Below are 24,493 nucleotides of genomic sequence, written 5' to 3'. Positions count from 1 at the left end.
GACGGCCGCAGCCGCGAGGCTCAGCCCGCGGAGGTCAGACGGCGACGGGTCCGCGTGTCGACGCCGCCGTCGACTAGGGGCACGCCCACGCCGGGCGTCGACGGGGAGCCGAGCCCCGTCCGCTCCGCACGCAGCCGCGCCTGGAGCTCACGCAGGTCCACGGGACCCGAGTGCGTCTCGATGCGCGCCTTGCGCCGGCGAGCGATGAGGTCCTCGAGACCGCGCGACCCACGGCGCGCCGCAGGCTCGCCCTCGAGCCGACGGAGGAGCGTGGCCGTCTGCACGACGCGGTGCGCGGCAGCCGGCGCGAACCCGAGCCGCAGGAGGAAGCGCTGCACGCCGCGGGATCCTGGCAGCGGGACCGAGTAGACCTCGTCCGCCCCGACCTCGACCGCGATCTCCGCAGCGACGCCCATGAGCGCGTGCCCAGCGCCGCGCCTGCGGAAGGCCGGGGCGACGAACAGGGCCTCGACGTAGAGCACGGGCGAGTCGTGGTAGATGTTCGCCTCGACGATCCGACCGAGGAGGAAGCCGACGGCCTCGCCGTCCTGCCGGGCCACGAGCACCCGCCCCCCGGGGACCGAGAGCAGCACCCCGATCTGGCTCCGGACGCGTTCCGCGTCCGACGAGCACAGCTGCGTCGGTGTCGACGACTCGTCGCGCGCTGTCAGGCAGAGGCCCGCGACCTCGAGGAGATCCTCGGCCACCGCATGCCGTACGTCGATCGAAGCCCTCACCATCGACGCACCTCCTTCATCGAGTCCCCTGCTTGACCCATGACGCGCGACCCGGACGGGGGCGCGCAACCGAATGTACTCAGGTCACGGTCAGGTCACAACATGCGAGAGGCCCGGCTTCACGCCGGGCCCCTCGTCACGTTGTCAGTCCTTGCCGACCTGGTCGATGACAGCGTCCGCGACCTCACGCATCGTGAGACGACGGTCCATCGACGTCTTCTGGATCCAGCGGAACGACTCCGGCTCCGACAGACCCATCTTCGTCATGAGCAGACCCTTGGCACGGTCGACGTGCTTGCGCGTCTCGAAGCGCTCCTGCAGGTCTGCGACCTCGTCCTGGAGCGCCGAGATCTGCGTGTAGCGCGAGATCGCGATCTCGACGGCCGGAAGCAGGTCAGCAGGGCTGAACGGCTTGACGACGTACGCCATCGCGCCTGCGTCACGCGCCCGCTCGACGAGCTCCGTCTGCGAGAAGGCCGTGAGCAGCACGACCGGCGCAGCGTGCGCCTTCGCGATCCGCTCGGCTGCCGAGATGCCGTCGAGCTCGGGCATCTTCACGTCCATGACGACGACGTCCGGCTTGTGCTCGATCGCGAGCGCGACCGCGGTCTCACCGTCACCCGCCTCACCGACGACGTCGAAGCCCGCCTCGCGGAGCGTCTCGACGACGTCCATGCGGATGAGCGCCTCGTCCTCCGCCACGACCGCACGACGGACACGACCGGCAGCGGCCGGCTTCTCCGCCTCCGGCTCGAGGAGGGGCGGCAGGTCCAGCTCGATCTTCTCGGGGCTCTTCTCGTTCTCGGTCACGCCCACATCCTACGTGGTCGCGCTCCGCAGCGGCGCAGGACCACAAGGTGCGTCGCACCACGTTGCGGGCGATATGCTGGGGCGCCCGTCCCGGCCCCGATAGCCCAACCGGCAGAGGCGTTCGGCTCAAACCCGATCCAGTGTGGGTTCGAATCCCACTCGGGGCACCCGCGGCGCCCGTCGGCGCCGGCACGGCCCGGCCGCCTCAGGTGGCCGGGTCGTGAGCCGTCCACGGGACGGGACCGTCGCTCAGCGCGGCACGCGCCCCAGCACGCGGAGAACGCCACACATCACCCGGTGGCCCCGGTCCCCAGCATCGCGGTGCATGAGCGGGCAGCCCCCGACGAGCACCTCGATGCCCGCCTCCCGCGCACGGGCCGCCGCCGCCTCGTCGACGCTGCCCGCATCGATCGTCCTGTGCATCCACAGGTATCCGACGCCGAGGCGGACAGCCTGATCGACGGTGGCCGCCACCTGCGAGGGCGCGGTCGCCACGACGACGGCCGCCACCCCGCCGGGCACCGCAGCCAGGTCGGGATACGCAGGGTCCCCCTCGACCTCGGTCGCAGCCGGGTTGATCGGGACGACGTCGAACCCCGCCTTGCGCAGCCCGACGTACACGGCGTTGCCGCCGTGCGAGCCCGGCGTGCGTGACACGCCCGTCACCGCGATGCGCCCGGCCGCGAGGAACCGTGCACCTGCCTCGTCAAACTCGCTCGTCCGCGCCATGTCCTTCTCCTCACCTCGTCCGACGACGTCACGCTAGGCGCAGTCCGGAACGCCCGAAAGTGACCGAGGTCCCGACCGCGCGGTGCAGGCAGGACGACGAAGGCCCCGGACCGTGAGGTCCGGGGCCTTCGTCGTCAGTGCGGTGCGTCAGGCGATGCGGCCCGTCGACTCACCGATCTTGTGGACCGTGATGTTGTTCGTCGAACCGATGACGCCGACCGGGGCGCCCGAGACGACGACGACGTACTCGCCGTCCTCGACGAGCTCCTTCGAGCGGAGCGTCTGGTCGACGAGCTGCACCATCGCGTCGGTGTTCGCCACCTGGTCGACGAGCTCGGCCTGCACGCCCCAGCTGAGCGCGAGGACGTTGCGGACCGACGCGTCGGGCGTGAACGCGATGAGCGGGATCGACGAGCGCAGGCGCGACATACGACGCGCCGAGTCACCCGACTGCGTGAACGTCGCGAGGTACTTCACGCCCACGCGCTCACCGATCTCGGCAGCGGCACGCGTGATGGCGCCACCGCGCGTGTGAGGCGTCGAGCCGAGGGGCGCGATGCGCTCCCGGCCGTGCTCCTCGGTCGACTCGATGATGCGGGCCATCGTGCGCACGGCCTCGATCGGGTAGTCGCCGACCGACGTCTCGCCCGAGAGCATGACCGCGTCAGCACCGTCGAGGACGGCGTTCGCGCAGTCGGAGGCCTCGGCACGCGTCGGACGCGGCGCCGAGATCATCGACTCGAGGACCTGCGTCGCGACGATGACCGGCTTCGCGTTGCGGCGGGCGAGCTCGACAGCGCGCTTCTGGACGAGCGGGACCTGCTCGAGCGGGAGCTCGACGCCCAGGTCGCCACGGGCGACCATGATGCCGTCGAACGCGTCGACGATCTCCTCGAGGTTGTCGACCGCCTGCGGCTTCTCGACCTTGGCGATGACGGGGAGGATGCGACCCTCCTCCTCCATGATGCGACGCACGTCGTTGTAGTCGGCCGCGTTGCGGACGAACGACAGGGCGATGATGTCGGCACCGAGGCGGATCGCCCAGCGGAGGTCCTCCTCGTCCTTCTCGGACATGGCGGGGACGGAGACGGCGACGCCGGGCAGGTTGATGCCCTTGTTGTTGGAGACGGGACCAGCGACCTCGACACGCGTGACGACACGCGGGCCCTCGACCTCGATGATGCGGACGAGGACACGGCCGTCGTCGATGAGCATCGGGTCGCCGACACGGGCGTCGCCCGGAAGGCCCTTGTGGGTCGTCGAGACGAGCTCCTTGGTGCCCACGACGTCGTCCGTCGTGATCGTGAAGATGTCGCCCTCTTCGAGCCAGTACTTCTCGTCCTTCTCGAACTTGCCGAGACGGATCTTGGGGCCCTGGAGATCGACGAGCACCGCGACGGGGCGGTTCGCGGACGCCGCAGCGGCCCGCACGTTGTGGTAGACGAGCTCGTGCTCGTCCGGAGCTCCGTGGCTCCTGTTGATTCGGGCGACGTCCATGCCGGCGTCGACGAGGTTCTGGATCTGGTCCGCGGAGGCGGTCGCGGGACCGATGGTGCAAACAATCTTCGCTCTGCGCATGGCTCCAAGCCTAGTTCACGTGGGGAGGTTGGTTGTAGGACGTCTGGCGGTCGGGACGGTCCCGACATGTGGGCGGTGCGCACAGGGGCTGAGGAACCTGGCGCACGCCGGCCCCGGACACATGCCCGGGGCCGACCGTGTCAGGCTCGCAGCGAGGTGTTCGAGGCCTTGACGGGGGACGGAAGCTCTGTCGATCCCTGGAGGAAGGCGTCGACCGAGGCGGCCGCCGCGCGGCCCTCCGCGATCGCCCAGACGACGAGCGACTGACCACGTCCCGCGTCGCCCGCGACGAACACGCCAGGCACGCTCGTCGCGTAGTCGTCACCGCGCGCGACGAGCCCACGACCCGTGAGATCGACACCCGTCTGCCCGCTCAGCGCGGCGGTCTCCGGCCCGGTGAAGCCCATCGCGACGAGCACGAGGTCCGCCGGGATGATCCGCTCCGTGCCGGCGGTCGGCACGCGGCGGCCGTCTGCAAGGTACTCGGTCGTCGCGACGACGAGCCCCGTGACGTTGCCGTGCGGGTCGCCCTGGAGCTCGACGGTCGACGCGAGGTACGACCGCTCACCACCCTCGGCGTGGGAGGACGACACCTCGAAGAGCGTCGGCGTCGTCGGCCACGGCTGGTGCTCGGGGCGCGCCGTGGGAGGCTGCTTGCCGATCGCGAGCGTCGTCACGTACGCCGCACCCTGGCGCAGCGCCGTGCCCACGCAGTCCGAGCCCGTGTCGCCTCCGCCGATGACGATGACGTGCTTGCCCGTCGCCGTGATCTGGTTCGGCACCGAACGGCCCGCCGCCGCCTCGTTGCCCTGGTGGAGGTACTCCATCGCGGCATGGACGCCCGTGAGCTGCGCGCCCGGGACGCCCAGGTCGCGCGGGACGGTCGCGCCCGTCGCGACGACGACCGCGTCGTACCGCGCGTGCAGCTCGTCCCACGTGATGTCGGTCCCGACCTCGACGCCGCACCGGAAGCGCGTGCCCTCGGCCTTCATCTGCTCGATGCGCCGCTCGACGTGGACCTTCTCGAGCTTGAAGTCCGGCACGCCGTAGCGCAGCAGGCCGCCCGGCTCGTCGTCCCGCTCGAGGACGACGACCGTGTGTCCCGCACGCGTCAGCTGCTGCGCCGCCGCGAGGCCCGCAGGGCCCGAGCCGACGACCGCGACCGTGTGGCCGGTGAGCCGCTGCGGCACGACCGGCTGCACGAAGCCGCGCGCGAACGCCTCGTCGATGATCGAGACCTCGACCGACTTAATCGTCACCGGGTCCTGGTTGATGCCGAGGACGCAGGCCGACTCGCACGGGGCCGGGCAGATGCGCCCCGTGAACTCCGGGAAGTTGTTCGTCGCGTGCAGGCGCTCCGCCGCCTCCTGGTACCGACCGCGTCGCACGAGGTCGTTCCACTCCGGGACGAGGTTGCCCAGCGGGCAGCCCTGGTGGCAGAACGGCACGCCGCAGTCCATGCAGCGCCCCGCCTGCCGGCGCAGCATCTGCTGGTCGTCCGGGTTGCTGGCGCGGTACTCGTGCACCTCGCGCCAGTCCATGAGCCGCACGGCCACGGCACGGTCCGCCGGGAGCTCCCGCTCCCGGACCTTGAGAAAACCACGCGGGTCAGCCACGAGCCACCTCCAGGATGTTCTCCCAGACGCCAGGAGCGCCCGGGTCGAGCCCGTCGGACTCGGCCTTCGCCAGGGCGTCGCGCACCCGGGCGTACTCGGTCGGCAGCACGCGCGTCAGACGGGCGCGGGCCGCGGGAAGGTCGGCAAGCAGCTCGGCGGCGACCGGCGAGCCGGTCTCGGCGAGGTGCTGCTCGAGCAGGTCGGCGACGACGAGCAGGTCAGCGTCGTCGAGCGCCGTGAGCGCGAGCTCACGACCGGCGAGGGCCGCCTTGTTGACGGAGCCGGGACGCAGGTCGAGCACGTAGGCGGTGCCGCCCGACATGCCGGCGCCGAAGTTGCGGCCCGTCGGGCCGAGCACGAGGACCGTGCCACCCGTCATGTACTCGCACGCGTGGTCGCCCACGCCCTCGGTGACGAGCGACGCCCCCGAGTTGCGCACCGCGAACCGCTCGCCCACGAGACCGCGCAGGAAGATCGACCCTGACGTCGCGCCGTAGCCGATGACGTTGCCGGCGATGACGTCGGCCGAGCCCTCGAGCCGCGAGGCTGCGTCCGGGCGGACCGCGATGCGGCCGCCCGAGAGGCCCTTGCCGACGTAGTCGTTCGCGTCGCCCCACAGGCGCAGCGTCACGCCACGCGGCAGGAACGCACCGAGCGACTGGCCGGCCGAGCCCGTGAGGGTCACCTCGATCGTGTCGTCGGGCAGCCCCTCCCCCTTGTACCGACGCGTCACCTCGTGGCCGAGCATCGTGCCGATCGTCCGGTTGACGTTGCGGACCCGCGCATCGATGCGGACCTTCTCGCCACGCTCGAGCGCGGGCGCCGCGAGGCGCACGAGCTCGTTGTCGAGCGCGTGCTCGAGGCCGTGGTCCTGTGCCTGCGTCCGACGCAGCGACGCGCCCTCGAGCGGCTGCGGCCTCTCGAGCACGGGCGCGAGGTCGAGGCCCGACGCCTTCCAGTGGTCGACCGCCCGGCGGGCGTCGAGGACCTGGACCTGGCCGATTGCCTCGTCGAGCGAGCGGAAGCCGAGCGCCGCAAGGTGCTCGCGCACCTCGGCAGCGAGGAACTCGAAGAACGTCACGACGAACTCGGGCCTGCCCGAGAAGCGCGCACGGAGCTCCGGGTTCTGCGTCGCGACGCCCACCGGGCACGTGTCGAGGTGGCAGACGCGCATCATGATGCAGCCCGAGACGACCATGGGGGCCGTCGCGAAGCCGTACTCCTCGGCGCCCAGGAGCGCGGCGACGACGACGTCGCGCCCCGTCTTGAGCTGACCGTCGACCTGCACCGTGATGCGGTCACGCAGGTTGTTGAGGACGAGCGTCTGCTGCGTCTCAGCGAGCCCGACCTCCCACGGCGTGCCCGCGTGCTTGAGCGACGTCAGCGGGCTCGCGCCCGTGCCGCCGTCGTGGCCCGAGATGAGGACGACGTCCGAGTGAGCCTTCGCGACGCCCGCCGCGACCGTGCCGACACCGAACTCCGAGACGAGCTTCACGTGGATGCGCGCCGCCGGGTTGGCGTTCTTCGCGTCGTGGATGAGCTGCGCGAGGTCCTCGATCGAGTAGATGTCGTGGTGCGGCGGCGGCGAGATGAGCCCGACGCCAGGCGTCGAGTGACGTGTCCGCGCGACCCACGGGTACACCTTGTGCCCCGGGAGCTGACCTCCCTCGCCGGGCTTGGCGCCCTGCGCGAGCTTGATCTGGATGTCGTCGGCGAACGTCAGGTACTCCGAGGTGACGCCGAAGCGGCCCGAGGCGATCTGCTTGACCTTGCTGCGGCGCAGCGGGTCGTGCAGACGCTCCGGGTCCTCGCCGCCCTCGCCCGTGTTCGAGCGCCCGCCGAGCGTGTTCATCGCGATCGCGAGCGTCTCGTGGGTCTCCGCCGAGATCGAGCCGTAGGACATCGCACCGGTGTTGAACCGCTTGACGATCTCGCTCACGGGCTCGACCTCCTCGAGCGGGACCGCCTCGCGGTCCGGCGCGAACGTGAGCAGGCCACGCAGCGTGAGCAGCCGCTCCGACTGGTCGTCGATGCGCCGCGTGTACTCGCGGAAGACGTCCATCTGCCGCGTCCGCGTCGAGTGCTGCAGCCGGAACACCGTCTCCGGGTCGAAGAGGTGCTCCTCGCCGTCACGACGCCACTGGTACTCGCCGCCGGTCTCGAGGTCCTCGTGCGGCGGGTGGTTGCCCGAGGCCGGATAGGCCGCACGGTGACGTGCCGCGACCTCCTCCGCGAGCACGTCGAGGCCCACGCCGCCCAGGCGGGACGTCGTGCCCGCGAAGTAGCGGTCGACGAGCTCCTGGGAGAGCCCGACAGCCTCGAAGGTCTGAGCGCCCCGGTACGACTGGATCGTCGAGATGCCCATCTTGCTCATGACCTTGAGAACGCCTTTGCCGAGCGCCTTGATGACGTTCTTCACCGCCGTCGCGGGGTCGACCTCGATGAGGCCCTCCTCCGCGAGCCGCTCGACGGTCTCCATCGCGAGGTACGGGTTGACCGCAGCCGCGCCGTAGCCGATGTGCAGCGCGACGTGGTGCACCTCGCGCACGTCACCGGCCTCGACGACGAGCGAGACCTGCGTGCGCGTGTGCCGACGCAGCAGGTGGTGGTGAACTGCCGACGTCAGCAGGAGCGACGGGATCGCCGCCATGTGGTGGTTCGCGTCGCGGTCCGAGAGCACGATGAAGCTCGCGCCCGCCTCGATCGCGTCGTCGACCTGCTCGAAGATCTCCTCGAGCCGAGCCTCGAGGGCCTCTCCCCCGCCGTCGACACGGTAGAGGCCGCGCACACGCTCGGCCTTGAATACGCCCCGCAGGCGCGGGTCGCGGTCGATGCGGACGATCTTGGCGAGCTGGTCGTTGTCGATGACCGGGAACGGCAGGATGAGCTTGCGCGCATGCTCCGGGATCTCGACGAGAAGGTTCGGCTCGGGGCCGATCGCTCCCGCGATCGACGTGACGAGCTCCTCGCGGATCGCGTCGAGCGGCGGGTTCGTCACCTGGGCGAACATCTGCGTGAAATAGTCGAAGACGAGGCGCGGACGCGCCGAGAGCACAGCGACCGGGGTGTCGGAGCCCATCGCGCCGAGCGGCTCTCCGCCCGTGGCCCCCATGGGGCCGAGGATGACCCGGACCTCTTCCTGGGTGAACCCGAAGGCACGTTGCCTGCGCAGCACCGACGCCGGCGAGTGCGCGATGTGCTCGCGCTCCGGCAGCTGGTCGAGGAAGACCTCGTTCTCCGCGATCCAGCTCGCGTACGGCGCCTGCGCGGCGAGCCCTGCCTTGATCTCGTCGTCCTCGACGATGCGACCCTCGGCCGTGTCGACGAGGAACATGCGGCCCGGCTCGAGGCGGCCCTTGCGGACGACCGTCGCCGGGTCGAGCTCGAGCACGCCAGACTCAGAGGCGAGCACGACGAGCCCGTCGTCAGTCACCCAGAAACGGCCCGGACGCAGCCCGTTGCGGTCGAGGACCGCGCCAACGAGCGTGCCGTCCGTGAACGAGAGGTTCGCGGGGCCGTCCCAGGCCTCCATGAGGTTGGCGTGGAAGTCGTAGAACGCCCGGCGCGCGGGGTCCATGCCGACGTTGTTCTCCCAGGCCTCGGGCACCATCATCATGACCGCGTGCGGCAGCGAGCGGCCGCCGAGGTGGAGCAGCTCGAGCACCTCGTCGAGGCTCGCCGAGTCGCTCGCCCCGGGCGAGCACACCGGCATGAGCGGCGCGAGGTCGCCGAGCACGTCCGAGGAGAGCGTGCCCTGGCGCGCAGCCATCCAGTTGCGGTTGCCCCGCACCGTGTTGATCTCGCCGTTGTGCGCGACGAGGCGCATCGGCTGGGCGAGCGGCCACGACGGGAAGGTGTTCGTCGAGAAGCGCGAGTGGACGAGCGCGATGCTGCTCGCGAAGCGCGGGTCCGCGAGGTCCGGGAAGAACGGCGCGAGCTGGCCCGTCGTGAGCATGCCCTTGTACGTGAGCGTGCGGGCCGAGAGCGACGCGAAGAACACACCGAGCTCGTTCTCGGCACGCTTGCGCAGCCGGAACGTCCGGCGGTCGAGCGCGATGCCCTCGAGCTCCCGCTCAGGGTCCGCGACGAACAGCTGGCGGAACGTCGGCATCGACGCGCGCGCCGTCGGACCCACGAGGTCCGCGGTCACCGGCACGTCGCGCCACGCGAGGACCTCGAGGCCCTCCTCGGCGGCGATCGCCTCGATGCCGCGCGCCACGGCGTCGGCCTCGGAGGCGTCCTGAGGCAGGAAGCCGAGGCCGACCGCGTACGCCCCCGTGCGGGGCAGCTCGACGCCGACGACGGCGCGCAGGAACGCGTCGGGAACCTGCGTGAGGATGCCGGCGCCGTCACCCGAGTCCTCCTCGGCGCCGACGGCGCCGCGGTGGTCAAGGTTGAGCAGGGCCGTGAGACCCGCGTCGACGATGTCGCGGCCGGGCGTGCCACGCAGGGTCGCGACGAACGCGACGCCGCACGCGTCATGCTCGCGCAGGGGGTCGTAGAGGCCCGTGGCGGCCGGGGCACCGGTGCGCCACGGGCTCGGGACCTGGGAGGTCTCAGGGGTCGGCGGGGTCGACGACGACAGGGACATGGGATCCGTCCTCGGGGACGCGGCCGGCACGTGCCGGGCCGCGGAGCTGATGGGTGAGCACGGTCGCCCACGACCCGCCGACGCAGCGACCGCACCCTCGACGAGGGCGGGTCAGGCGCGACGGGAGGTGGACGTCAGGCGCTCACGGAAGCCCGAAGTCGGCGCCCCGGTTGTCGTCGACCTGGGCGCGACGGGTCTCCTTGGCGTCCGGGACCTCATGCACCGGCAGGACGTCGATGCGGACCGGCTCGAGCCCGGCGAAAGCACGACGCGCGCGCAGGCGTGCTGCGGGGGTGCTGCTCGGCGAGAGGCTCATGAGGACCGTCCTCGAGGTTCGTGCTGCGGCAGGGCGCAACGCCGGGAACTGGAGTTGTAGGACGACATCGGCCCGCGGTGGCCCATATTACACTCCCTTGACCCTGAGGACAAGAGGAGGAGGTCCGCGGGTGACGGGGGCGTGACCCCTGACGGGTTTACGACCCCCTGCCGTGCGTCAGACGTCGCGGGAGGTGCCGGAGCTGTCGTCGGCACCCGACACCGACGACTCGTCGGCGGCGTCGGAGGGCTCTGTTCCCTCGGACGTCTCGTCGGTCGCGACAGCGTCGTCGGACGCCTCGGCGTCGGACGCCTCAGGATCGGACGCTTCGGCCTCGGCGGTCGCAGCATCAGCCGCCCGGCCGCGGGCAGTGAGGACCCCGTCCTCGCGGCCCGGGGTGCGCCGGCCCACGACGACGAAAGCGATCGCGCCCAGGAGGAACAGCGCGAGCGACGTCCACACGTTGAGGCGCAGACCGAGCACGAGCTCGGCATCGTCGATGCGGAGCATCTCGATCCACACGCGTCCGAGCGTGTACGTGACGACGTACAGCCAGAAGACGCGCCCGTGGCCGAGCCGGAACCGCCGGTCGAGCCAGAGCAGAAGCGCGGCTGCCGCGAGGTTCCACAGAAGCTCGTAGAGGAACGTCGGGTGGAAGAGCGTGCCCGCCGGGTACCCGGAGATCGCGGGATCGATCTCGAGGCCCCACGGGAGCGTCGTCACCGCGCCGAAGAGCTCCTGGTTGAACCAGTTCCCGACACGACCGATCGCCTGCGCGACGAGCAGACCTGGCGCGACCGCGTCGGCGAACACCGCGAACGACACGCCCGCGCGCCGGCAGCCGATGTACGCGCCGACCGCGCCGAGCGCGATCGCGCCCCAGATGCCGAGGCCGCCGTTCCAGATGTAGAGCGCCGAGATCGGGTCACCACCCGGACCCCAGTAGGCGTCCGGCGAGCTGATGACGTGATAGATGCGCCCGCCGACGATGCCGAACGGCACCGCCCACATGACGATGTCGAGGACCTGGTCGGGGTCTCCCCCGCGCTCCTTCCAGCGGCGCATCGTCAGCCACGTCGCGACGACGATGCCGAGGATGATCGCGAGCGCGTACGCGCGCAGCGGGAGCGGCCCGAGGTGCCAGACGCCGCGGGACGGTGAGGGGATCGACGCGACGAGCGTCCCGGCGAGCGTCATGCCGTACCGCCCGTGCGCGCGGAGCGCACGCCGCCCGCGATCGAGCGGGCGACCGCCGACATCGCGGCGATGCCCTCGTCGATCGACGTCGCCTCGAGGAGCGGGCGCACGAACGCCGACCCGACGATGACGCCGTCGGCGTACGCGCCGACCTCTGCGGCCTGCTCGGCGCGCGAGACGCCGAGGCCGACGCAGACGTTCTCCGCGCCCGCGGCACGTGTGCGCGCGACGAGCTCGGCGGCCCGGGGCCCGACGGTCGCGCGCTCACCCGTCACGCCCATGGTCGACGCGGCGTAGACGAAGCCGCGCGACGCGGCCGCCGTCTCGACGAGTCGCTCGTCGGTCGAGCTCGGGGCGACGAGGAACACCTTGTCGAGGCCGTGCGCGTCCGCGGCAGAGATCCACTCCGACGCCTCGTCAGGAATGAGGTCAGGCGTGATGAGGCCCGCACCACCCGCCGAGGCGAGGTCGGAGGCGAAGCGCTCGACCCCGTAGCGGAGCACCGGGTTGAAGTACGTCATGACGAGCGTCGGGGCACCCAGATCTGCGAGACCCTCGACGACACGGAAGACGTCGGTGAGTCGGACGCCACCCTCGAGCGCGCGCGTCGCGGCCGCCTGGATCGTGCTGCCGTCCATGACGGGGTCCGAGTACGGCACGCCGATCTCGAGGATGTCGGCGCCTGCCTCGACCAGCGCACGGGCGGCCCGGAGCGAGCCCTCGACGTCGGGGAACCCGACGGGCAGGTAGCCGATGAGCGCAGGGCGACCCTCGGCGCGGAGCTCGGCGATACGTCGTGCGGTCGCGCTCACTGCGCCCCTCCTTCGGTGAGGTCGGCGCCGGCGTCGACGAGGTCGAACCACCGTGCCGCCGTCGCCACGTCCTTGTCGCCGCGGCCGGACAGGTTGACGAGGAGGATCGCGTCCTGCCTCCCCTGAGCCGCGAGCTCACGGCCGAGGCGAAGCGCCCCGGCGAGCGCGTGCGCCGACTCGATCGCGGGGATGATGCCCTCCGTCTGCGAGAGCAGCCGCAGCGCCTCCATCGCCTCCGCGTCCGTCACGGGCTCGTACTGGGCCCGTCCGATGCTCGCGAGGTAGGAGTGCTCCGGGCCGACGCCCGGGTAGTCGAGGCCCGCGGAGATCGAGTGGGACTCCTTCGTCTGGCCGTCCTCGTCCTGCAGCAGGTAGGACCGCGCTCCGTGGAGCACGCCCGGGACGCCGCCCGTGATCGACGAGGCGTGCCGTCCGGTCTCGACGCCGTCGCCTCCGGCCTCGAGGCCGAGGAGCCGCACGTCCGCGTCGTCGAGGAACGCGTCAAAGATGCCGATCGCGTTCGAGCCGCCACCGACGCACGCGAGCACCGCGTCGGGCAGGCGGCCGGTGAGCGCGAGCATCTGCTCGCGCGCCTCGACGCCGATGATCCGCTGGAAGTCGCGCACGAGCTCGGGGAACGGGTGCGGGCCTGCGGCCGTGCCGAAGAGGTAGTTCGTCGACTCGACGTTCGTCACCCAGTCGCGGAGCGCCTCGTTGATCGCGTCCTTGAGGGTCCGTGAGCCCGACGTCACCGGGATGACGGTCGCGCCGAGGAGCTTCATGCGGGCGACGTTGAGAGCCTGCCGACGCGTGTCCTCCTCGCCCATGTAGACGACGCACTCGAGGTCGAACAGCGCGGCTGCGGTCGCCGAGGCGACACCGTGCTGGCCCGCGCCCGTCTCCGCGATGATCCGCGTCTTGCCGATGCGCTTGGTGAGGAGCGCCTGGCCGAGGACGTTGTTGATCTTGTGCGAGCCCGTGTGGTTGAGGTCCTCGCGCTTGAGGACGATCCGGACGCCGCCCGCGTGCGCAGCGAACCGCGGCACCTCGGTGAGGATCGACGGACGGCCCGAGTAGCTGCGGTGCAGCTCCGTGAGCTCGGCCTGGAAGGCCGGGTCGACCTTCGCCTCCGCGTACGCGGCACTCAGCTCGTCGAGCGCCGCGACGAGGGCCTCGGGCACCCATCGGCCGCCGAACTCCCCGAAGTACGGGCCGGGCAGGTTCTGCAGCGACGGGGGCACGTCGGTTCCTTCCTCCAGGGCGGGTGCGGCCGTGGCCGCGCGGCACAGGTGCGTGCCGAGCCGTTCCGGCGCGGCGCCGGGACGGAAGATCAGTGACGCAGCGCGCGCACCGACGGGTGCGTGCCTGCGGCGACGAGAGCCGCGACCGACGAGCGCGGCGACGCGTCGGTGACGAGCGCCTCACCGACGAGGACCGCGTCCGCGCCGGCACGGGCGTAGTCGACGACGTCGTGCGGGCCCCGCACACCGGACTCGGCGATGCGGACGATGCCGTCGGGGATCGACGGAACGACACGAGCGAACGTGTCGCGGTCGACCTCGAGGGTCTTGAGGTTGCGGGCGTTGACGCCGATGACGCGGGCGCCCGCGTCGGCGGCACGCGCGACCTCGTCGGCGTCGTGGACCTCGACGAGCGCGGTCATGCCGAGCGAGTGGATGCGCTCCGTGAGCGACTCGAGAACCGTCTGCTCGAGCGCCGCGACGATGAGCAGCACCATGTCGGCACCGTACGCCCGGGCCTCCCACACCTGGTAGGGCGTGACGACAAAGTCCTTGCGCAGCACCGGGACATCGACCTTCGCGCGCACCGCAGCGAGGTCGGCGAGCGTGCCCTTGAAGCGTCGCTCCTCGGTGAGCACCGAGATAGCCGACGCGCCGCCGGCCTCGTACTCCGCGGCGAGGGCCGCGGGGTCGGAGATCTGTGCGAGCGCGCCCTTCGACGGGCTCGAACGCTTGACCTCGCTGATGACCGCGACACCGTCCTCGAGCCGCAGGCGAGGCACGCAGTCGATCGCGCCCGGCTGGCGCGCCGCGCGCTCCTTGAGCTGGTCGAGCGTCGTCAGCGCCTCACGAGCGGCGAGGTCCTCCCGGACGCCCGCGACGATGTCGTCGAGCACGGTCCGTCCGTCCGACATGTCGACCCCTTCCCTCGGCGGATGATGGCCCCATCGTAGGGCCGGACGGGAGTGGTCCACGCCACCGTCCGCCTGCCGGGAACCACCGTCCCCGTGGAACGCCGACGCGCGGCCACCGTGGTCCGGCGGCCGCGCGTGGCGGGATGGCTCGGCGTCAGGACGTCGTGTAGCCGGCGTCCAGCGACTCGAAGAACCCGCTCAGGTCGCCGTCACCCTGGAGCGCCAGGACGATGAGGACGGCAAAGAAGGCGATGCCGAGGACGAAGAGGACGGTCGCGACGATGCCGAGCCACATCCCGACCGTCCCGACGTTCCCGTTGTCCGCACGACCCTCTGCTGCGGCCCGACGGGACTTCACCCCCACGATGATGGCGGGGATCGACGTGAGCAGTCCGCCGACGACGAAGGAGATGATCCCGAGGATGAGTGCGGTCGTCCCGAGGGAGTTCTTCTCCTGGCTGGAGGTCGCCATGTAAGGCTGGCCGTAGGCGGGCTGGCCGTACGGCTGCTGACCATATGCAGGCTGGCCGTAGGGCTGCTGCTGGCCGTACGGCTGCTGTCCGTACGGCTGCTGCTGGCCGTCGGGCTGGAGGCCCGAGGAGGACGGCGTGCTGTACGGGTCAGGCAGCGACCCGCTGCTCGAGGTGTCCCCGCCGGACCAGCCAGACGACGTCACGCGCGAGCCCGCTCGATCTCGGACTTCTGACCGTGGCCGAGGACCTGGAGCACCTTGCCGACGACGATGCCGAGCGCGATGACGCCGAGACCGACCCAGAAGATCGCGGGCTTGGAGACGAGGACGCCGCCGGCCGCGACGAGGACGCCGAGGAGCACGAGCACGACGAGGGTCCACGACGCGGTCGTGTGGCCGTGGTTGTCGTTCGGCGGCGCCGGGGGGAGGTACAGGTGCTCGGAGGCACCCGACGAGTTGTTGTCAGCCATGGGCACAGGGTAGCGCGCGGACGGCCGCCCCGTCGTCGCGTCCGCGCCGATCGCGCATGCTCACGGACGGGAGTGCGTCGACCCGTCGGCGGCCTCGTGCCCATCGTCCTCAGAGGCGTCAGCCTCGTGCCCGTCGTCCTCGGGCGCGTCCCAGAGATCTGCGAGGTCCGGGGCGTTCCCCGCGACGGCGGGGACCGTCTCGCGAGACGGGGTGCCGCGCTCGTGGCGACGCGAGCCCGTGCGCCAGTCGCGCGTGCCGGCAGCCGCAGCCGCCGCGAGCACGAGCGCGAGCGCGCCGAGCGACGGCGCCGCCCACGCGACCGCGGCGACCTGCGGCTCCCCGACGAGGACGTCGACCCCCGTGGCGCTCGACGCGGCCGCACGCGCGACACCTGCCGGTGACAAGAGCACCGGGAGCGACGAGGCGAGCGCGACGACGCCGCCCAGCGCGACGACACCCGCGACGACCCAGCCGCCCAGGCGTCCGACGAGCAGTGACGCGGCGGCCGCAGCGAGCAGCACGAGGCCCGCAGCCTGCACGCCCGGTGCAGCCGTCCCACCCGTCACCGTCACCGCGACCGACGACGACAGCGCACTCGTTCCTACCGCCGACACCCACACCGGGGCCGACACCGCGAGGAGGCCGGTGCCGAGCAGAACCGACGCCAGCACCGTCGTGCGCCGCGACGCACCACGCACGCGCTCAGCCACGACGCACCGGCACGAGACGCGACGCGAGCTGGACCGCGCGGACGGCGGCGGCCGCCTTCGACCGCGTCTCCTCGTACTCCGTCGCCGGGACCGAGTCCGCGACGATCCCCGCGCCCGCCTGCACGCTCGCGCGGCCGTCGCGCACGACGGCCGTACGGATCGCGATCGCCATGTCCATGTTGCCCGCGAGGTCGAGGTAGCCGACGCAGCCGCCGTAGACGCCGCGCGCCGCCGGCTCGAGCTCGTCGATGAGCGCGATCGCGCGCGGCTTGGGAGCGCCCGAGAGGGTACCGGCCGGGAACGTCGCCATGAACGCCTGCAGGGCCGTCGCGCCCTCGCGCAGGCGACCGACGACCGTCGAGCAGATGTGCATGATGTGGCTGAAGCGCCGGACCGCCATGAGCTCGACGACCTCGACCGACGTCGGCTCGCACACCTTGACGAGGTCGTTGCGCGAGAGATCGACGAGCATGACGTGCTCCGAACGCTCCTTGGGGTCCGCGAGCAGCTCCTTCTCGAGCACGAGGTCCTCCTCGGGTGTCGCGCCGCGCGGTCGTGAGCCCGCGATGGGGTAGGTCGTCACGCGACCGTCCTGGACGCTGACGAGCGTCTCCGGGCTCGATCCGACGACCGCGAACCGGCCCCCGTCCGCGTCCGTGAGCTCGAAGCAGTACATGTACGGGCTCGGGTTGATCGTGCGCAGTGTGCGGTAGACGTCGAGCGGCGACGCCGGGCAGTCGAGGTCGAGCCGCTGCGAGAGGACCACCTGGAAGACCTCGCCGTCGACGATCGCGACCTTCGCCGCGTCGACCGCGGCCTCGAAGTCGGCACGCGCAGTGCGGAACTCGAGCTGCGGCTCGGGCCCGTCGCCGAGGGCGACGGGAATCTCGGCGCCCGCGGCACGGCCCTCGACGAGCCGCCGTTCCATCGCGTCGAGCCGTGCGACCGCGTCCGCGTACGCCTCCTCGACCCGCTCGTCCGTCGCGTCGTAGTTGATCGCGTTCGCGACGAGCCACACCGAGCCGGTGAGGTGGTCGACCGCCGCGACGTCCGAGGCCAGGCACAGCGAGACCTCCGGGACGTCGATCTCCGTCGGCGTCGTCCGGACGAGCGTCGGCTCCCAGTGACGCACGACGTCCCAGCCGAGCGAGCCCGCGAGCCCGCCCGTGAACGGAGGAAGGCCCTCGATCCGTGGCGTCGCGAGGACCTCGAGCGTCCGCCCGAGGACGTCGAGCACGTCACCGTGCGTCGGCACCCCGTCGGGGACGTCGCCGATCCAGCGAGCCTCGTCGCCCGCGACGGTGAGCGTCGCGCGCGAGCGCACACCGACGAACGACCAGCGCGACCAGCCGCCGCCGATGGGGGCGGACTCCATGATGAACGTGCCCGGTCGGCCCTCCGCGAGGGTGCGGTAGAGCGACACGGGTGTGACGTCGTCGACGAGGAGGCGTCGCACGACAGGGATGACGCGGTGGTGCTCCGCGGCGAGCGCGACGAAGTCCTCGCGCGCGGGCCAGGTCGTGCCCCACGCGAGCTGCTCGCCCGGGCCCCGGACGGCGCTCACGCGGCGCCCCCGACGACGGCGCCGAGGTCGCCCCCGGCCTCGAAGCACGTACGTGCGCCCGTGTGGCACGCGGCGCCGACCTGGTCGACGCGCACGAGCAGCGCGTCGCCGTCGCAGTCGAGCGCGACCGAACGCACGTGCTGGACGTGGCCCGACGTGTCGCCCTTGCGCCAGTACTCCTGGCGCGAGCGCGACCAGAACGTCACGCGGCCCTCCCTGAGCGTGCGGCGCAGCGCCTCGTCGTCCATCCAGCCGAGCATGAGCACCTCGCCCGTGTCGTGCTGCTGGACGATGGCGGCGACGAGACCCGCGTCATCGCGCTTGAGGCGGCTCGCGACGGCGAGGTCGAGCTGAGGTACGGAAGCGTTCTGGTCGGTCACGCGTCGGATCATCCCACGGGCTCGTTCAGCGCGTCTGCGCGATCCACGCCTCGTGCATGCGCGCATAGACCCCGCCCGCACCGACGAGCTCGCGGTGGGGTCCCACCTCGACGACGCGACCCGCGTCGACGACGACGACGAGGTCGGCGGACTCGGCCGTCGAGAGCCGGTGGGCGATCGTCATCGTCGAGCGCCCGGCCGCGAGCTGCTCGAACGCGCGAGCGACCCGGACCTCCGTCGCGGGATCGACTGCGCTCGTCGCCTCGTCGAGCACGAGGAGGTCGGCGCGCGCGAGGTAGGCGCGCGCGAGCGCGACGAGCTGCCGCTCCCCCGCCGAGAGCGCCTCGCCCCGCTGACCGACCGGGGCGTCGAGGCCGCCCGGACGGTCCGCGAGCCAGTCGCCGAGTCCCAGCGCCGTGACGGCCTCCTCGACGAGCGGCCGCGCATTCTCGCCCGGAGCGAGGTCCCGCGCACCGTACGCGATGTTGTCCGCGAGGGTCCCGTCGAAGAGGAAGCCCTCCTGAGGCACGAGGACGATCCGTGCCCGCAGGCTCGCCGCGCGCAGCCGGCGCAGGTCCGTCCCGTCGAGGAGGATCTCCCCCGCGCTCGGGTACATGAGCCGCGCGACGAGCTTCGCGAGCGTCGTCTTGCCCGAGCCCGTGCGTCCGACGACAGCGACGCGCGTGCGCGGCGGCAGCACGAGGTCGACGTCGTCGAGGACCGTCGGACCGTCCGGGTACGCGTACGAGACGCCGCGGAGCTCGACCGTCGCGGCACCACGCGGCGAGACCACGCCGTCCGCAGGATCCGCGACCGTCACGGGGGTCTCGAGCACCGCGAGGACCCGCCGCCAGCCCGCGACGGCGTTCTGCAGCTCGTTGAGGATCTCCGTCGCGAGCTGCACGGGCCCGGTGAAGAGCTGCACGAGGAAGAGGAACGCCAGCAGGCGGCCGAGCGAGATGTCGCCCGCCATGCCGAGGAACGTTCCCGCGACGACGACCGCGACGAGGACGAGGTTGCTCACGAGCATGCCGCCCGAGAACACCGCGGCGACCCGCACCTGCGCCCGCACCTGCGAGTCGCGGTGCGCCACGACCGAGTCGTCGACGCGGCGACGCGTACGTGCCTGCGCGGCGTGCGCCCGGATCGTCTCGGCGCCGAGCACGGCCTCGGAGACGGAGCCGAGCACTCCGCCCATCGCGGCGCGCACCTCGCTGAAGGCCCGGTTGACCCCGCGCTGCAGGCGCGGCAGCACGAGCGCGAGCGGGATGAAGCACGCCCACACGAGGAGCGTGAGCTGCCAGGAGTACACGGCCATGAGCGCCGTCGCGACCGTGAGCTGGAGGGAGGCGACGAGCAGCATGATGCCGCCCCACTGGACGAACATCGAGATCGTGTCGACGTCGCTCGTCACGCGCGAGACGAGCGCGCCGCGGCGCTCGGAGTCCTGGGAGAGCACCGAGAGGTCGTGGACGTGCCGGAAGGCCTTCACCCGCAGCGTCTTGAGGCCCGCCTCGGTGCGGCTCACGAGCCGCACGTTGACGAGCGCCGAGCACGTACCCGCGAGCACGATGACGAGCGCCGCGACCGCGACGAGCACACCGACCCGGCCCGCGTCGACGCCACCGGCTGCGAGCAGCCCCGTGTCGATCGACTGCTGCACCGCGATCGGCACGACGACGCGCCCGCCCGCCGCGAGAACCGCGAGGACGAGCGTGAGCCCGAGCCCGGTGAGCAGCTCGGGCGAGACCAGCACGCCGGCGCGCAACGTCCCGAGCACGCCGAGCGAGCTCGCGGTCGCGATGCGCCCGGCGGCATCCGTCACGGTCGCCTCGGGGGACCTGTCATCCGCGGCGCTCATGCGTCTGCCTCCTCGCCCGCCGCGGCGGCCTCGTCCGCGCGTCGCGCGGTCTCCCGTGCGTATGCCGTCGCGAGCCGCGCGTAGCCCTCGTCGCGCGCGAGGAGCTCGTCGTGCGTGCCGACGTCGACGACGCGACCTGCCTCGACGTGGACGACCGCGTTCGCGAGCGCGATGCTCGCCGCCCGGTAGGCGACGATGACGACCGTCGGGCCACCCTGCGCCCCGAGGCCGAGCAGGATGTCGCGCTCGACGCGCGGGTCGAGCGCGCTCGTCGCGTCGTCGAGGACGAGCAGGCGCGGGCGACGGACGAGCGCACGCGCGATCGCGAGGCGCTGGCGCTGCCCGCCCGAGAGGTTCGAGCCGCGCTCACCGAGGTGCGCGTCGAGCCCGCCCGGTAGGGCGCGGACCGTGTCGGCGACGTGCGCGCGCCCGAGCGCGTCCCATACGTCGGCGTCCGACGGCCCGCCAGGCTCGTCGGCGTCCATGAGCGTGACGTTGGCGCGCACCGTGTCCTCGAAGACGAACGTCTCCTGCGACACGTACGCGACGGCAGCAGCGAGTTCTCCGGGCGCGACGCGGCGCACGTCCGTCCCGTCGAGGCGCACCGCGCCGCGCGACGGGTCCGAGAGCCGGGCGAGCAGCGCGACGAGCGTCGACTTGCCGGCGCCCGTCGCCCCGACGACCGCCACGGTCTCCCCCGGCGCGACGTCGACGGTGACGTCGTCGAGCAGCGTGAGCGGACCGTCCGGTCCCTCGACCTCGACCCCGACGCCCTCGAGGCTCACACCGAGCGGGCCCGTGCCCGGCAGCGGGCCTGTCCCGGGGACGACCTCGTCGTGGGAGTCGAGGACCCCCGCGATGCGGTCGTGGCCGACGAGCCCGCGCGGAAGCTCGCCGAGCACCCAGCCGAAAGCGCGCACGGGTACCGCGAGCAGCGTGAGGAGGTACGCGGCAGCGACGACGTCGCCAGCGCCGACGTCACCCACGGACGCACGCCACACACCCACGCCCAGGACGAGGAGCGTGCCGAGCGACGGCAGCAGCTCGATGACCGGGTCGAAGAGTGCACGCACCCGTCCGACCTCGACATTCGCGGCCCGCGACGCGTCGGCGACGTCCGCGAAGCGCGCCTCCTCACGGGCCTCGGTGCCGAGCGACTTCACGAGGAGCGCGGCCGAGAAGCTCTCGTGCGCGACGTCGGACACGTCCCCGCGGAGCCGCTGCGCCTCGGTGACCGCGGGCGACATGCGCCGCTGGAACACCGCATTGACGACCATGACCGCAGGGAGCACCGCGAACGCCGCGGCCGCGAGCCACGGGTCGACCGCGACGAGTCGTGCCCCGGCGACGACGAGCATGACCATGACGCCCAGGGCGAACGGCAGCGGGTTGAAGACACCCGTCGCGGCCTCGGCGTCCGAGCTCACGTGCGCGAGCAGACGACCGGTCGGCCGACCCCTGTGCCACGCGACGGGAAGATCGAGGTAGCGGTGCGCGAGGTCCCTCCGGTGCGCCGCACCGAGCCGCGCGTAGCCTATGCCCGCACCGATGCGCCGGCCAGCGACGGCGATCGCGTTGAGCACCGCGACCGTCGCGAGACCGACGACGCCGAGCCACACGTCCGTCGTCGACGTCGCGGTGCCCGTGAGCGCCGGCACGACGACCTCGTCGGTCGCGCGGCCGAGCCGCGTCGAGATCTCGACGGTGAGCGCACCCGCGATCCCCGAGACGAGGATCGTCCACGTGTAGAGCCACGGCTCGGCGCGCAGGCCCCGGCCCATGAGGGCGAGCGACCGGCGCAGGCGCGAGCCCCTGAGGGCGACGGGGCGTCGGAGCTTGGGCGCAGGCATCACAGGACCGTCCGGGCTCGTGGGGGGTGGGGACCGGGCCATCCTCGCACGCGGCACCGACACTCGCGGGCGCTCGACGCTCCGCCGCCCCGCGGACGTGCCACGATGAGCGCATGACCTGGCACCAGCACGAGCGCGAGACCCTGGCGACCCTCCTCCACGAGGCGGGGCCCGACGCGCCCACGCTCTGCGAGGGCTGGCGGACGCGCCACCTCGCGGTCCACCTCGCGCAGCGCGAGCTCTCCCCGTGGATGGTGCTCCAGGCTGTGCCCGGCCCGATCGGCCGCCGCTCGGCGGCGACGTTCGACGAGGCCGTAGCCGCGTGCGCGGAGCCCACGACCTACCACGACACGATCGACCGGTGGGCGGCCGCGCCCGCCGCGTGGAGCCCGCGCGCCCTCGCCGGCGACGCTATCAACCTCGTCGAGTTCTTCGTCCACGGCGAGGACGTCCGCCGCGCCTCCGACGACGAGCCGGCGCCCGCGCCCGTCGCGCGCGACCTCGACCCCGCCGAGGAGGACGCGCTCTGGCAGGCCGTGCGCCGCATGACGCCGCTGCTCCTGCACCGCTGCCCCGTCGGCGTCGTCCACGTCCTCGACGACGGCCGTCGCTCACTCGTCCACCGTCCCAAGGAGGGTCGAGGCACCGTCGTCGTCACGGGAGGCGTCGGCGAGCTCGCGCTCCACGCGCACGGGCGTGGCGCCCGCGCGCTCGTGCAGGTCGTCGGGTCCGACGACGACGTCGCGACCCTCGAGCTCTTCGCGCCCACCGCCTGACGGCGCACCCCACGAACGACGAGGGGCGCGCACCGGCCGGTGCGCGCCCCTCGTCGCTCGTCGTCGCTCGGGCTCAGCGCACCGCGATGCCCGCGCGCCGCATGTCGTCCTTGACCTCGCCGATCGTCAGCGTGCCGAAGTGGAAGACGCTCGCGGCGAGGACAGCATCGGCTCCCGCGAGGGCCGCCTCCGTGAAGTGGTGAGCCGTCCCGGCACCGCCCGACGCGATGAGCGGCACGTTCACGAGCGAACGGACGTCGCCGAGCATCTCGAGGTCGAAGCCGGCGTTCGTGCCGTCCGCGTCCATCGAGTTGAGCAGCACCTCGCCCGCGCCGAGCTCTGCGGCCCGCACCGCCCACGCGACCGCGTCGAGCCCCGTGCCGCGCCGCCCGCCGTGCGTCGTCACCTCGTAGCCCGAGTCCGTCACCGTGCCCTCCGGGCAGCGGCGCGCGTCGACCGAGACGACGAGCACCTGGGAGCCGAACCTGTCCGCAATCTCCGTGAGGAGCTCGGGTCGCGCGATCGCCGCGGTGTTGACCCCGACCTTGTCCGCGCCAGCACGCAGCAGCTTGTCGACGTCGGCGACAGCGCGCACGCCCCCGCCGACGGTGAGGGGCACGAAGACCTGCTCCGCCGTGCGCCGCACGACGTCGTACGTCGTCTCACGGTCACCCGACGACGCCGAGACGTCGAGGAACGTGATCTCGTCCGCGCCCTCCGCGTCGTAGCGGCGCGCGAGCTCGACGGGGTCGCCCGCGTCGCGCAGGTTCTCGAAGTTCACGCCCTTGACGACGCGACCCGCGTCGACGTCGAGGCACGGGACGACCCGCACGGACACGCTCATGAGTTCTCCTTGGCTGGCTTCTCGGTGCCGTCGTCCGACCCGTCGGTCGCCTCGTCGCTGCCGTCGGGCTCGACGTCGGGCGCGACAAGGGTACTCGCGTGGAGGATGTCGACGACGTAGACGACCGTCTCGTCGGCCCACGGCGAGTCCGTGCCCCCGTACGCCGCCGACGGCGGCGCGACGATGAGGACCTGCGAGCCCACGCGCTGCTCGATGAGGCCGAGGTTCCAGGCCGCGACAGGCTTGGAGTCGCCGACGAGCGTGACGAACGGCGCACGGCCGCGCGACCACGTCGTGTCGATGACCTCGCCCGTCGACCACGCGACGGCCGTGTACTGGACGATGGCCGTCTGGCCGGCCGTCACCTGGTCGCGCTCGCCACGGACGAGCGTCCGCGCGACGACGGACGTCGGCGGCTTGACGTCCTTGGGAATCCTCACGCTCGGCGCACCGTCAGCTCCGAGCGTCACCGTCGGGAGCGAGGAGTCGTCGTTCGCGACGGCCTCTCCCGACGCGCGCCCGGCGAGCACGTCGACGACGAGCGCGAGCGGCGTGCCGTTCGAGGTCTCTGTGAGGAGGAGCCGCGCACCGGCCCGCTGCCCGTCGAGCAGGTCGTAGAGCGAGGGCCCGAGCAGCGTCTCGTCGAACGTGTAGACCTCGGGGAGCGAGTCGTGCGTGTTCATCACGGAGCTGCCGTCCGAGGCGTCCTGGGCGAGGAGGTCGAGGAGCACCGTCGACCCGTCGGTGAGCTCCGGGCCGTCCCCCTCCCACACGACCGCGCTGCGGCGGTCGGGGAACGTCAGCGGCGGCGTGTACGTGAGCGTCGGGACGCCGCCGAAGTCGCCGCTCACGGCGACGACGGGCGCCGGGGTCTCGGGCGCCTCGGGCTCGCCCGTGCATGCGGCGAGCCCGAGGGTCGCGGCGAGCGCGGCGACGACGAACGCCGCGGCGCGCAGGCCGGGCAGGGCCTGACGCCGTCTGACGGGGGTGGTCACTGGGGTGCTCCTGTCGTGCGGGCCGGGGG

21 protein-coding genes and 1 tRNA gene are annotated in these 24,493 nt (G+C 72.5%); 2 read left to right on the top strand and 20 right to left on the bottom strand.

Annotation, left to right across the window (positions count from 1 at the left end):
* Window positions 1–20: 20 nt before the first annotated feature.
* Both G7063_RS07325 and G7063_RS07320 read right to left on the bottom strand, forming a co-directional pair.
* Window positions 21–740: a GNAT family N-acetyltransferase gene (locus G7063_RS07325; protein ID WP_166413809.1), complete on the bottom strand. Its 720-nt coding sequence runs from the start codon at window positions 738–740 to the stop codon at window positions 21–23.
* A 141-nt stretch (window positions 741–881) separates the two neighbouring features.
* Window positions 882–1,511, bottom strand: a complete 630-nt coding sequence (locus G7063_RS07320; RefSeq protein WP_240916260.1) for an ANTAR domain-containing response regulator — start codon at window positions 1,509–1,511, stop codon at window positions 882–884.
* A gap of 129 nt (window positions 1,512–1,640) precedes the next feature.
* Here G7063_RS07320 and G7063_RS07315 point away from each other — a divergent pair.
* Window positions 1,641–1,714 (top strand) — tRNA-Leu (locus tag G7063_RS07315).
* Between the two features lie 82 nt (window positions 1,715–1,796).
* Here the strand turns inward: G7063_RS07315 and G7063_RS07310 are convergent.
* The 16 genes from G7063_RS07310 to G7063_RS07235 all read right to left on the bottom strand — a co-directional run bounded on the left by G7063_RS07310 (window position 1,797) and on the right by G7063_RS07235 (window position 21,849).
* Window positions 1,797–2,276, bottom strand: a complete 480-nt coding sequence (locus G7063_RS07310; protein ID WP_166413807.1) for a CoA-binding protein — start codon at window positions 2,274–2,276, stop codon at window positions 1,797–1,799.
* 147 nt (window positions 2,277–2,423) lie between these two features.
* Entirely contained in the window at window positions 2,424–3,854 is a 1,431-nt protein-coding gene (pyk, locus tag G7063_RS07305; RefSeq protein ID WP_166413806.1) for a pyruvate kinase, read from the bottom strand.
* Window positions 3,855–3,994: 140 nt separating this feature from the next.
* On the bottom strand, window positions 3,995–5,470 hold the full coding sequence (locus tag G7063_RS07300; RefSeq protein WP_166413805.1) for a glutamate synthase subunit beta: 1,476 nt from the start codon (window positions 5,468–5,470) through the stop codon (window positions 3,995–3,997).
* Window positions 5,463–10,061, bottom strand: a complete 4,599-nt coding sequence (gene gltB / locus G7063_RS07295; protein WP_166413804.1) for a glutamate synthase large subunit — start codon at window positions 10,059–10,061, stop codon at window positions 5,463–5,465. The genes G7063_RS07300 and gltB overlap by 8 nt, the downstream gene beginning before the upstream one ends.
* Window positions 10,062–10,203: 142 nt before the next feature.
* A complete protein-coding gene (locus G7063_RS07290) occupies window positions 10,204–10,377 on the bottom strand; it encodes a hypothetical protein (RefSeq protein WP_166413803.1) in 174 nt (57 codons plus the stop codon).
* 177 nt (window positions 10,378–10,554) lie between these two features.
* Complete coding sequence (gene lgt / locus G7063_RS07285; RefSeq protein WP_166413802.1) at window positions 10,555–11,574, bottom strand: prolipoprotein diacylglyceryl transferase; 1,020 nt, start codon at window positions 11,572–11,574, stop codon at window positions 10,555–10,557.
* The gene (gene trpA, locus G7063_RS07280) at window positions 11,571–12,386 is read right to left on the bottom strand and encodes a tryptophan synthase subunit alpha (RefSeq protein ID WP_166413801.1); all 816 of its coding nucleotides are present in this window, start codon (window positions 12,384–12,386) and stop codon (window positions 11,571–11,573) included. Before trpA ends, lgt begins: the two co-directional genes overlap by 4 nt.
* Window positions 12,383–13,627, bottom strand: a complete 1,245-nt coding sequence (trpB, locus tag G7063_RS07275) for a tryptophan synthase subunit beta (RefSeq protein ID WP_166413800.1) — start codon at window positions 13,625–13,627, stop codon at window positions 12,383–12,385. The genes trpA and trpB overlap by 4 nt, the downstream gene beginning before the upstream one ends.
* Before the next feature lie 89 nt (window positions 13,628–13,716).
* Window positions 13,717–14,541 (bottom strand): indole-3-glycerol phosphate synthase TrpC, encoded by an 825-nt coding sequence (gene trpC / locus G7063_RS07270; RefSeq protein ID WP_166413799.1) that lies wholly within the window; start codon window positions 14,539–14,541, stop codon window positions 13,717–13,719.
* A 154-nt stretch (window positions 14,542–14,695) separates the two neighbouring features.
* Entirely contained in the window at window positions 14,696–15,217 is a 522-nt protein-coding gene (locus G7063_RS07265; RefSeq protein ID WP_166413798.1) for a DUF4190 domain-containing protein, read from the bottom strand.
* Window positions 15,214–15,483, bottom strand: coding sequence for an HGxxPAAW family protein (locus tag G7063_RS07260; RefSeq protein WP_166413797.1), 270 nt, complete (start codon window positions 15,481–15,483; stop codon window positions 15,214–15,216). Before G7063_RS07260 ends, G7063_RS07265 begins: the two co-directional genes overlap by 4 nt.
* Before the next feature lie 60 nt (window positions 15,484–15,543).
* On the bottom strand, window positions 15,544–16,194 hold the full coding sequence (locus G7063_RS07255) for a Trp biosynthesis-associated membrane protein (protein ID WP_166413796.1): 651 nt from the start codon (window positions 16,192–16,194) through the stop codon (window positions 15,544–15,546).
* On the bottom strand, window positions 16,187–17,758 hold the full coding sequence (locus G7063_RS07250; protein ID WP_166413795.1) for an anthranilate synthase component I: 1,572 nt from the start codon (window positions 17,756–17,758) through the stop codon (window positions 16,187–16,189). Before G7063_RS07250 ends, G7063_RS07255 begins: the two co-directional genes overlap by 8 nt.
* Window positions 17,755–18,138: a phosphoribosyl-AMP cyclohydrolase gene (gene hisI / locus G7063_RS07245; RefSeq protein ID WP_240916227.1), complete on the bottom strand. Its 384-nt coding sequence runs from the start codon at window positions 18,136–18,138 to the stop codon at window positions 17,755–17,757. Before hisI ends, G7063_RS07250 begins: the two co-directional genes overlap by 4 nt.
* 25 nt (window positions 18,139–18,163) lie before the next feature.
* Complete coding sequence (locus G7063_RS07240) at window positions 18,164–19,999, bottom strand: ABC transporter ATP-binding protein (protein ID WP_166413793.1); 1,836 nt, start codon at window positions 19,997–19,999, stop codon at window positions 18,164–18,166.
* Window positions 19,996–21,849 carry an ABC transporter ATP-binding protein gene (locus G7063_RS07235; protein WP_240916226.1) on the bottom strand — a complete coding sequence of 618 codons (1,854 nt, stop codon included), beginning with the start codon at window positions 21,847–21,849 and terminating at the stop codon, window positions 19,996–19,998. The genes G7063_RS07240 and G7063_RS07235 overlap by 4 nt, the downstream gene beginning before the upstream one ends.
* A gap of 113 nt (window positions 21,850–21,962) precedes the next feature.
* On the opposite strand from G7063_RS07235, the gene G7063_RS07230 reads away from it, so the two are divergent.
* Window positions 21,963–22,625, top strand: a complete 663-nt coding sequence (locus G7063_RS07230; RefSeq protein ID WP_166413792.1) for a TIGR03085 family metal-binding protein — start codon at window positions 21,963–21,965, stop codon at window positions 22,623–22,625.
* A gap of 73 nt (window positions 22,626–22,698) precedes the next feature.
* On the opposite strand, the gene hisF is transcribed toward G7063_RS07230, so the two are convergent.
* Entirely contained in the window at window positions 22,699–23,469 is a 771-nt protein-coding gene (gene hisF / locus G7063_RS07225) for an imidazole glycerol phosphate synthase subunit HisF (protein ID WP_166413791.1), read from the bottom strand.
* Complete coding sequence (locus G7063_RS07220; protein ID WP_166413790.1) at window positions 23,466–24,464, bottom strand: FKBP-type peptidyl-prolyl cis-trans isomerase; 999 nt, start codon at window positions 24,462–24,464, stop codon at window positions 23,466–23,468. Before G7063_RS07220 ends, hisF begins: the two co-directional genes overlap by 4 nt.
* Window positions 24,465–24,493: the final 29 nt, after the last annotated feature.

The organism is Sanguibacter sp. HDW7 (genome assembly GCF_011300875.1).
Lineage (GTDB): Bacteria > Actinomycetota > Actinomycetes > Actinomycetales > Cellulomonadaceae > Flavimobilis.
Note: the sequence above shows the minus strand (reverse complement) of the source record. Positions and strands in the feature narration are given on the sequence as shown.

What these genes read in the sequence shown, in the direction of transcription:
- G7063_RS07230 (WP_166413792.1), top strand. Translation starts at nt 21,963, where the DNA reads ATGACCTGGCACCAGCACGAGCGCGAGACCCTGGCGACCCTCCTCCAC.
- G7063_RS07325 (WP_166413809.1), bottom strand. Translation starts at nt 740, where the DNA reads ATGGTGAGGGCTTCGATCGACGTACGGCATGCGGTGGCCGAGGATCTC.
- G7063_RS07290 (WP_166413803.1), bottom strand. Translation starts at nt 10,377, where the DNA reads ATGAGCCTCTCGCCGAGCAGCACCCCCGCAGCACGCCTGCGCGCGCGT.
- G7063_RS07240 (WP_166413793.1), bottom strand. Translation starts at nt 19,999, where the DNA reads ATGAGCGCCGCGGATGACAGGTCCCCCGAGGCGACCGTGACGGATGCC.
- G7063_RS07260 (WP_166413797.1), bottom strand. Translation starts at nt 15,483, where the DNA reads ATGGCTGACAACAACTCGTCGGGTGCCTCCGAGCACCTGTACCTCCCC.
- hisF (WP_166413791.1), bottom strand. Translation starts at nt 23,469, where the DNA reads ATGAGCGTGTCCGTGCGGGTCGTCCCGTGCCTCGACGTCGACGCGGGT.
- lgt (WP_166413802.1), bottom strand. Translation starts at nt 11,574, where the DNA reads ATGACGCTCGCCGGGACGCTCGTCGCGTCGATCCCCTCACCGTCCCGC.
- gltB (WP_166413804.1), bottom strand. Translation starts at nt 10,061, where the DNA reads ATGTCCCTGTCGTCGTCGACCCCGCCGACCCCTGAGACCTCCCAGGTC.
- pyk (WP_166413806.1), bottom strand. Translation starts at nt 3,854, where the DNA reads ATGCGCAGAGCGAAGATTGTTTGCACCATCGGTCCCGCGACCGCCTCC.
- G7063_RS07310 (WP_166413807.1), bottom strand. Translation starts at nt 2,276, where the DNA reads ATGGCGCGGACGAGCGAGTTTGACGAGGCAGGTGCACGGTTCCTCGCG.
- trpC (WP_166413799.1), bottom strand. Translation starts at nt 14,541, where the DNA reads ATGTCGGACGGACGGACCGTGCTCGACGACATCGTCGCGGGCGTCCGG.
- G7063_RS07235 (WP_240916226.1), bottom strand. Translation starts at nt 21,849, where the DNA reads ATGCCTGCGCCCAAGCTCCGACGCCCCGTCGCCCTCAGGGGCTCGCGC.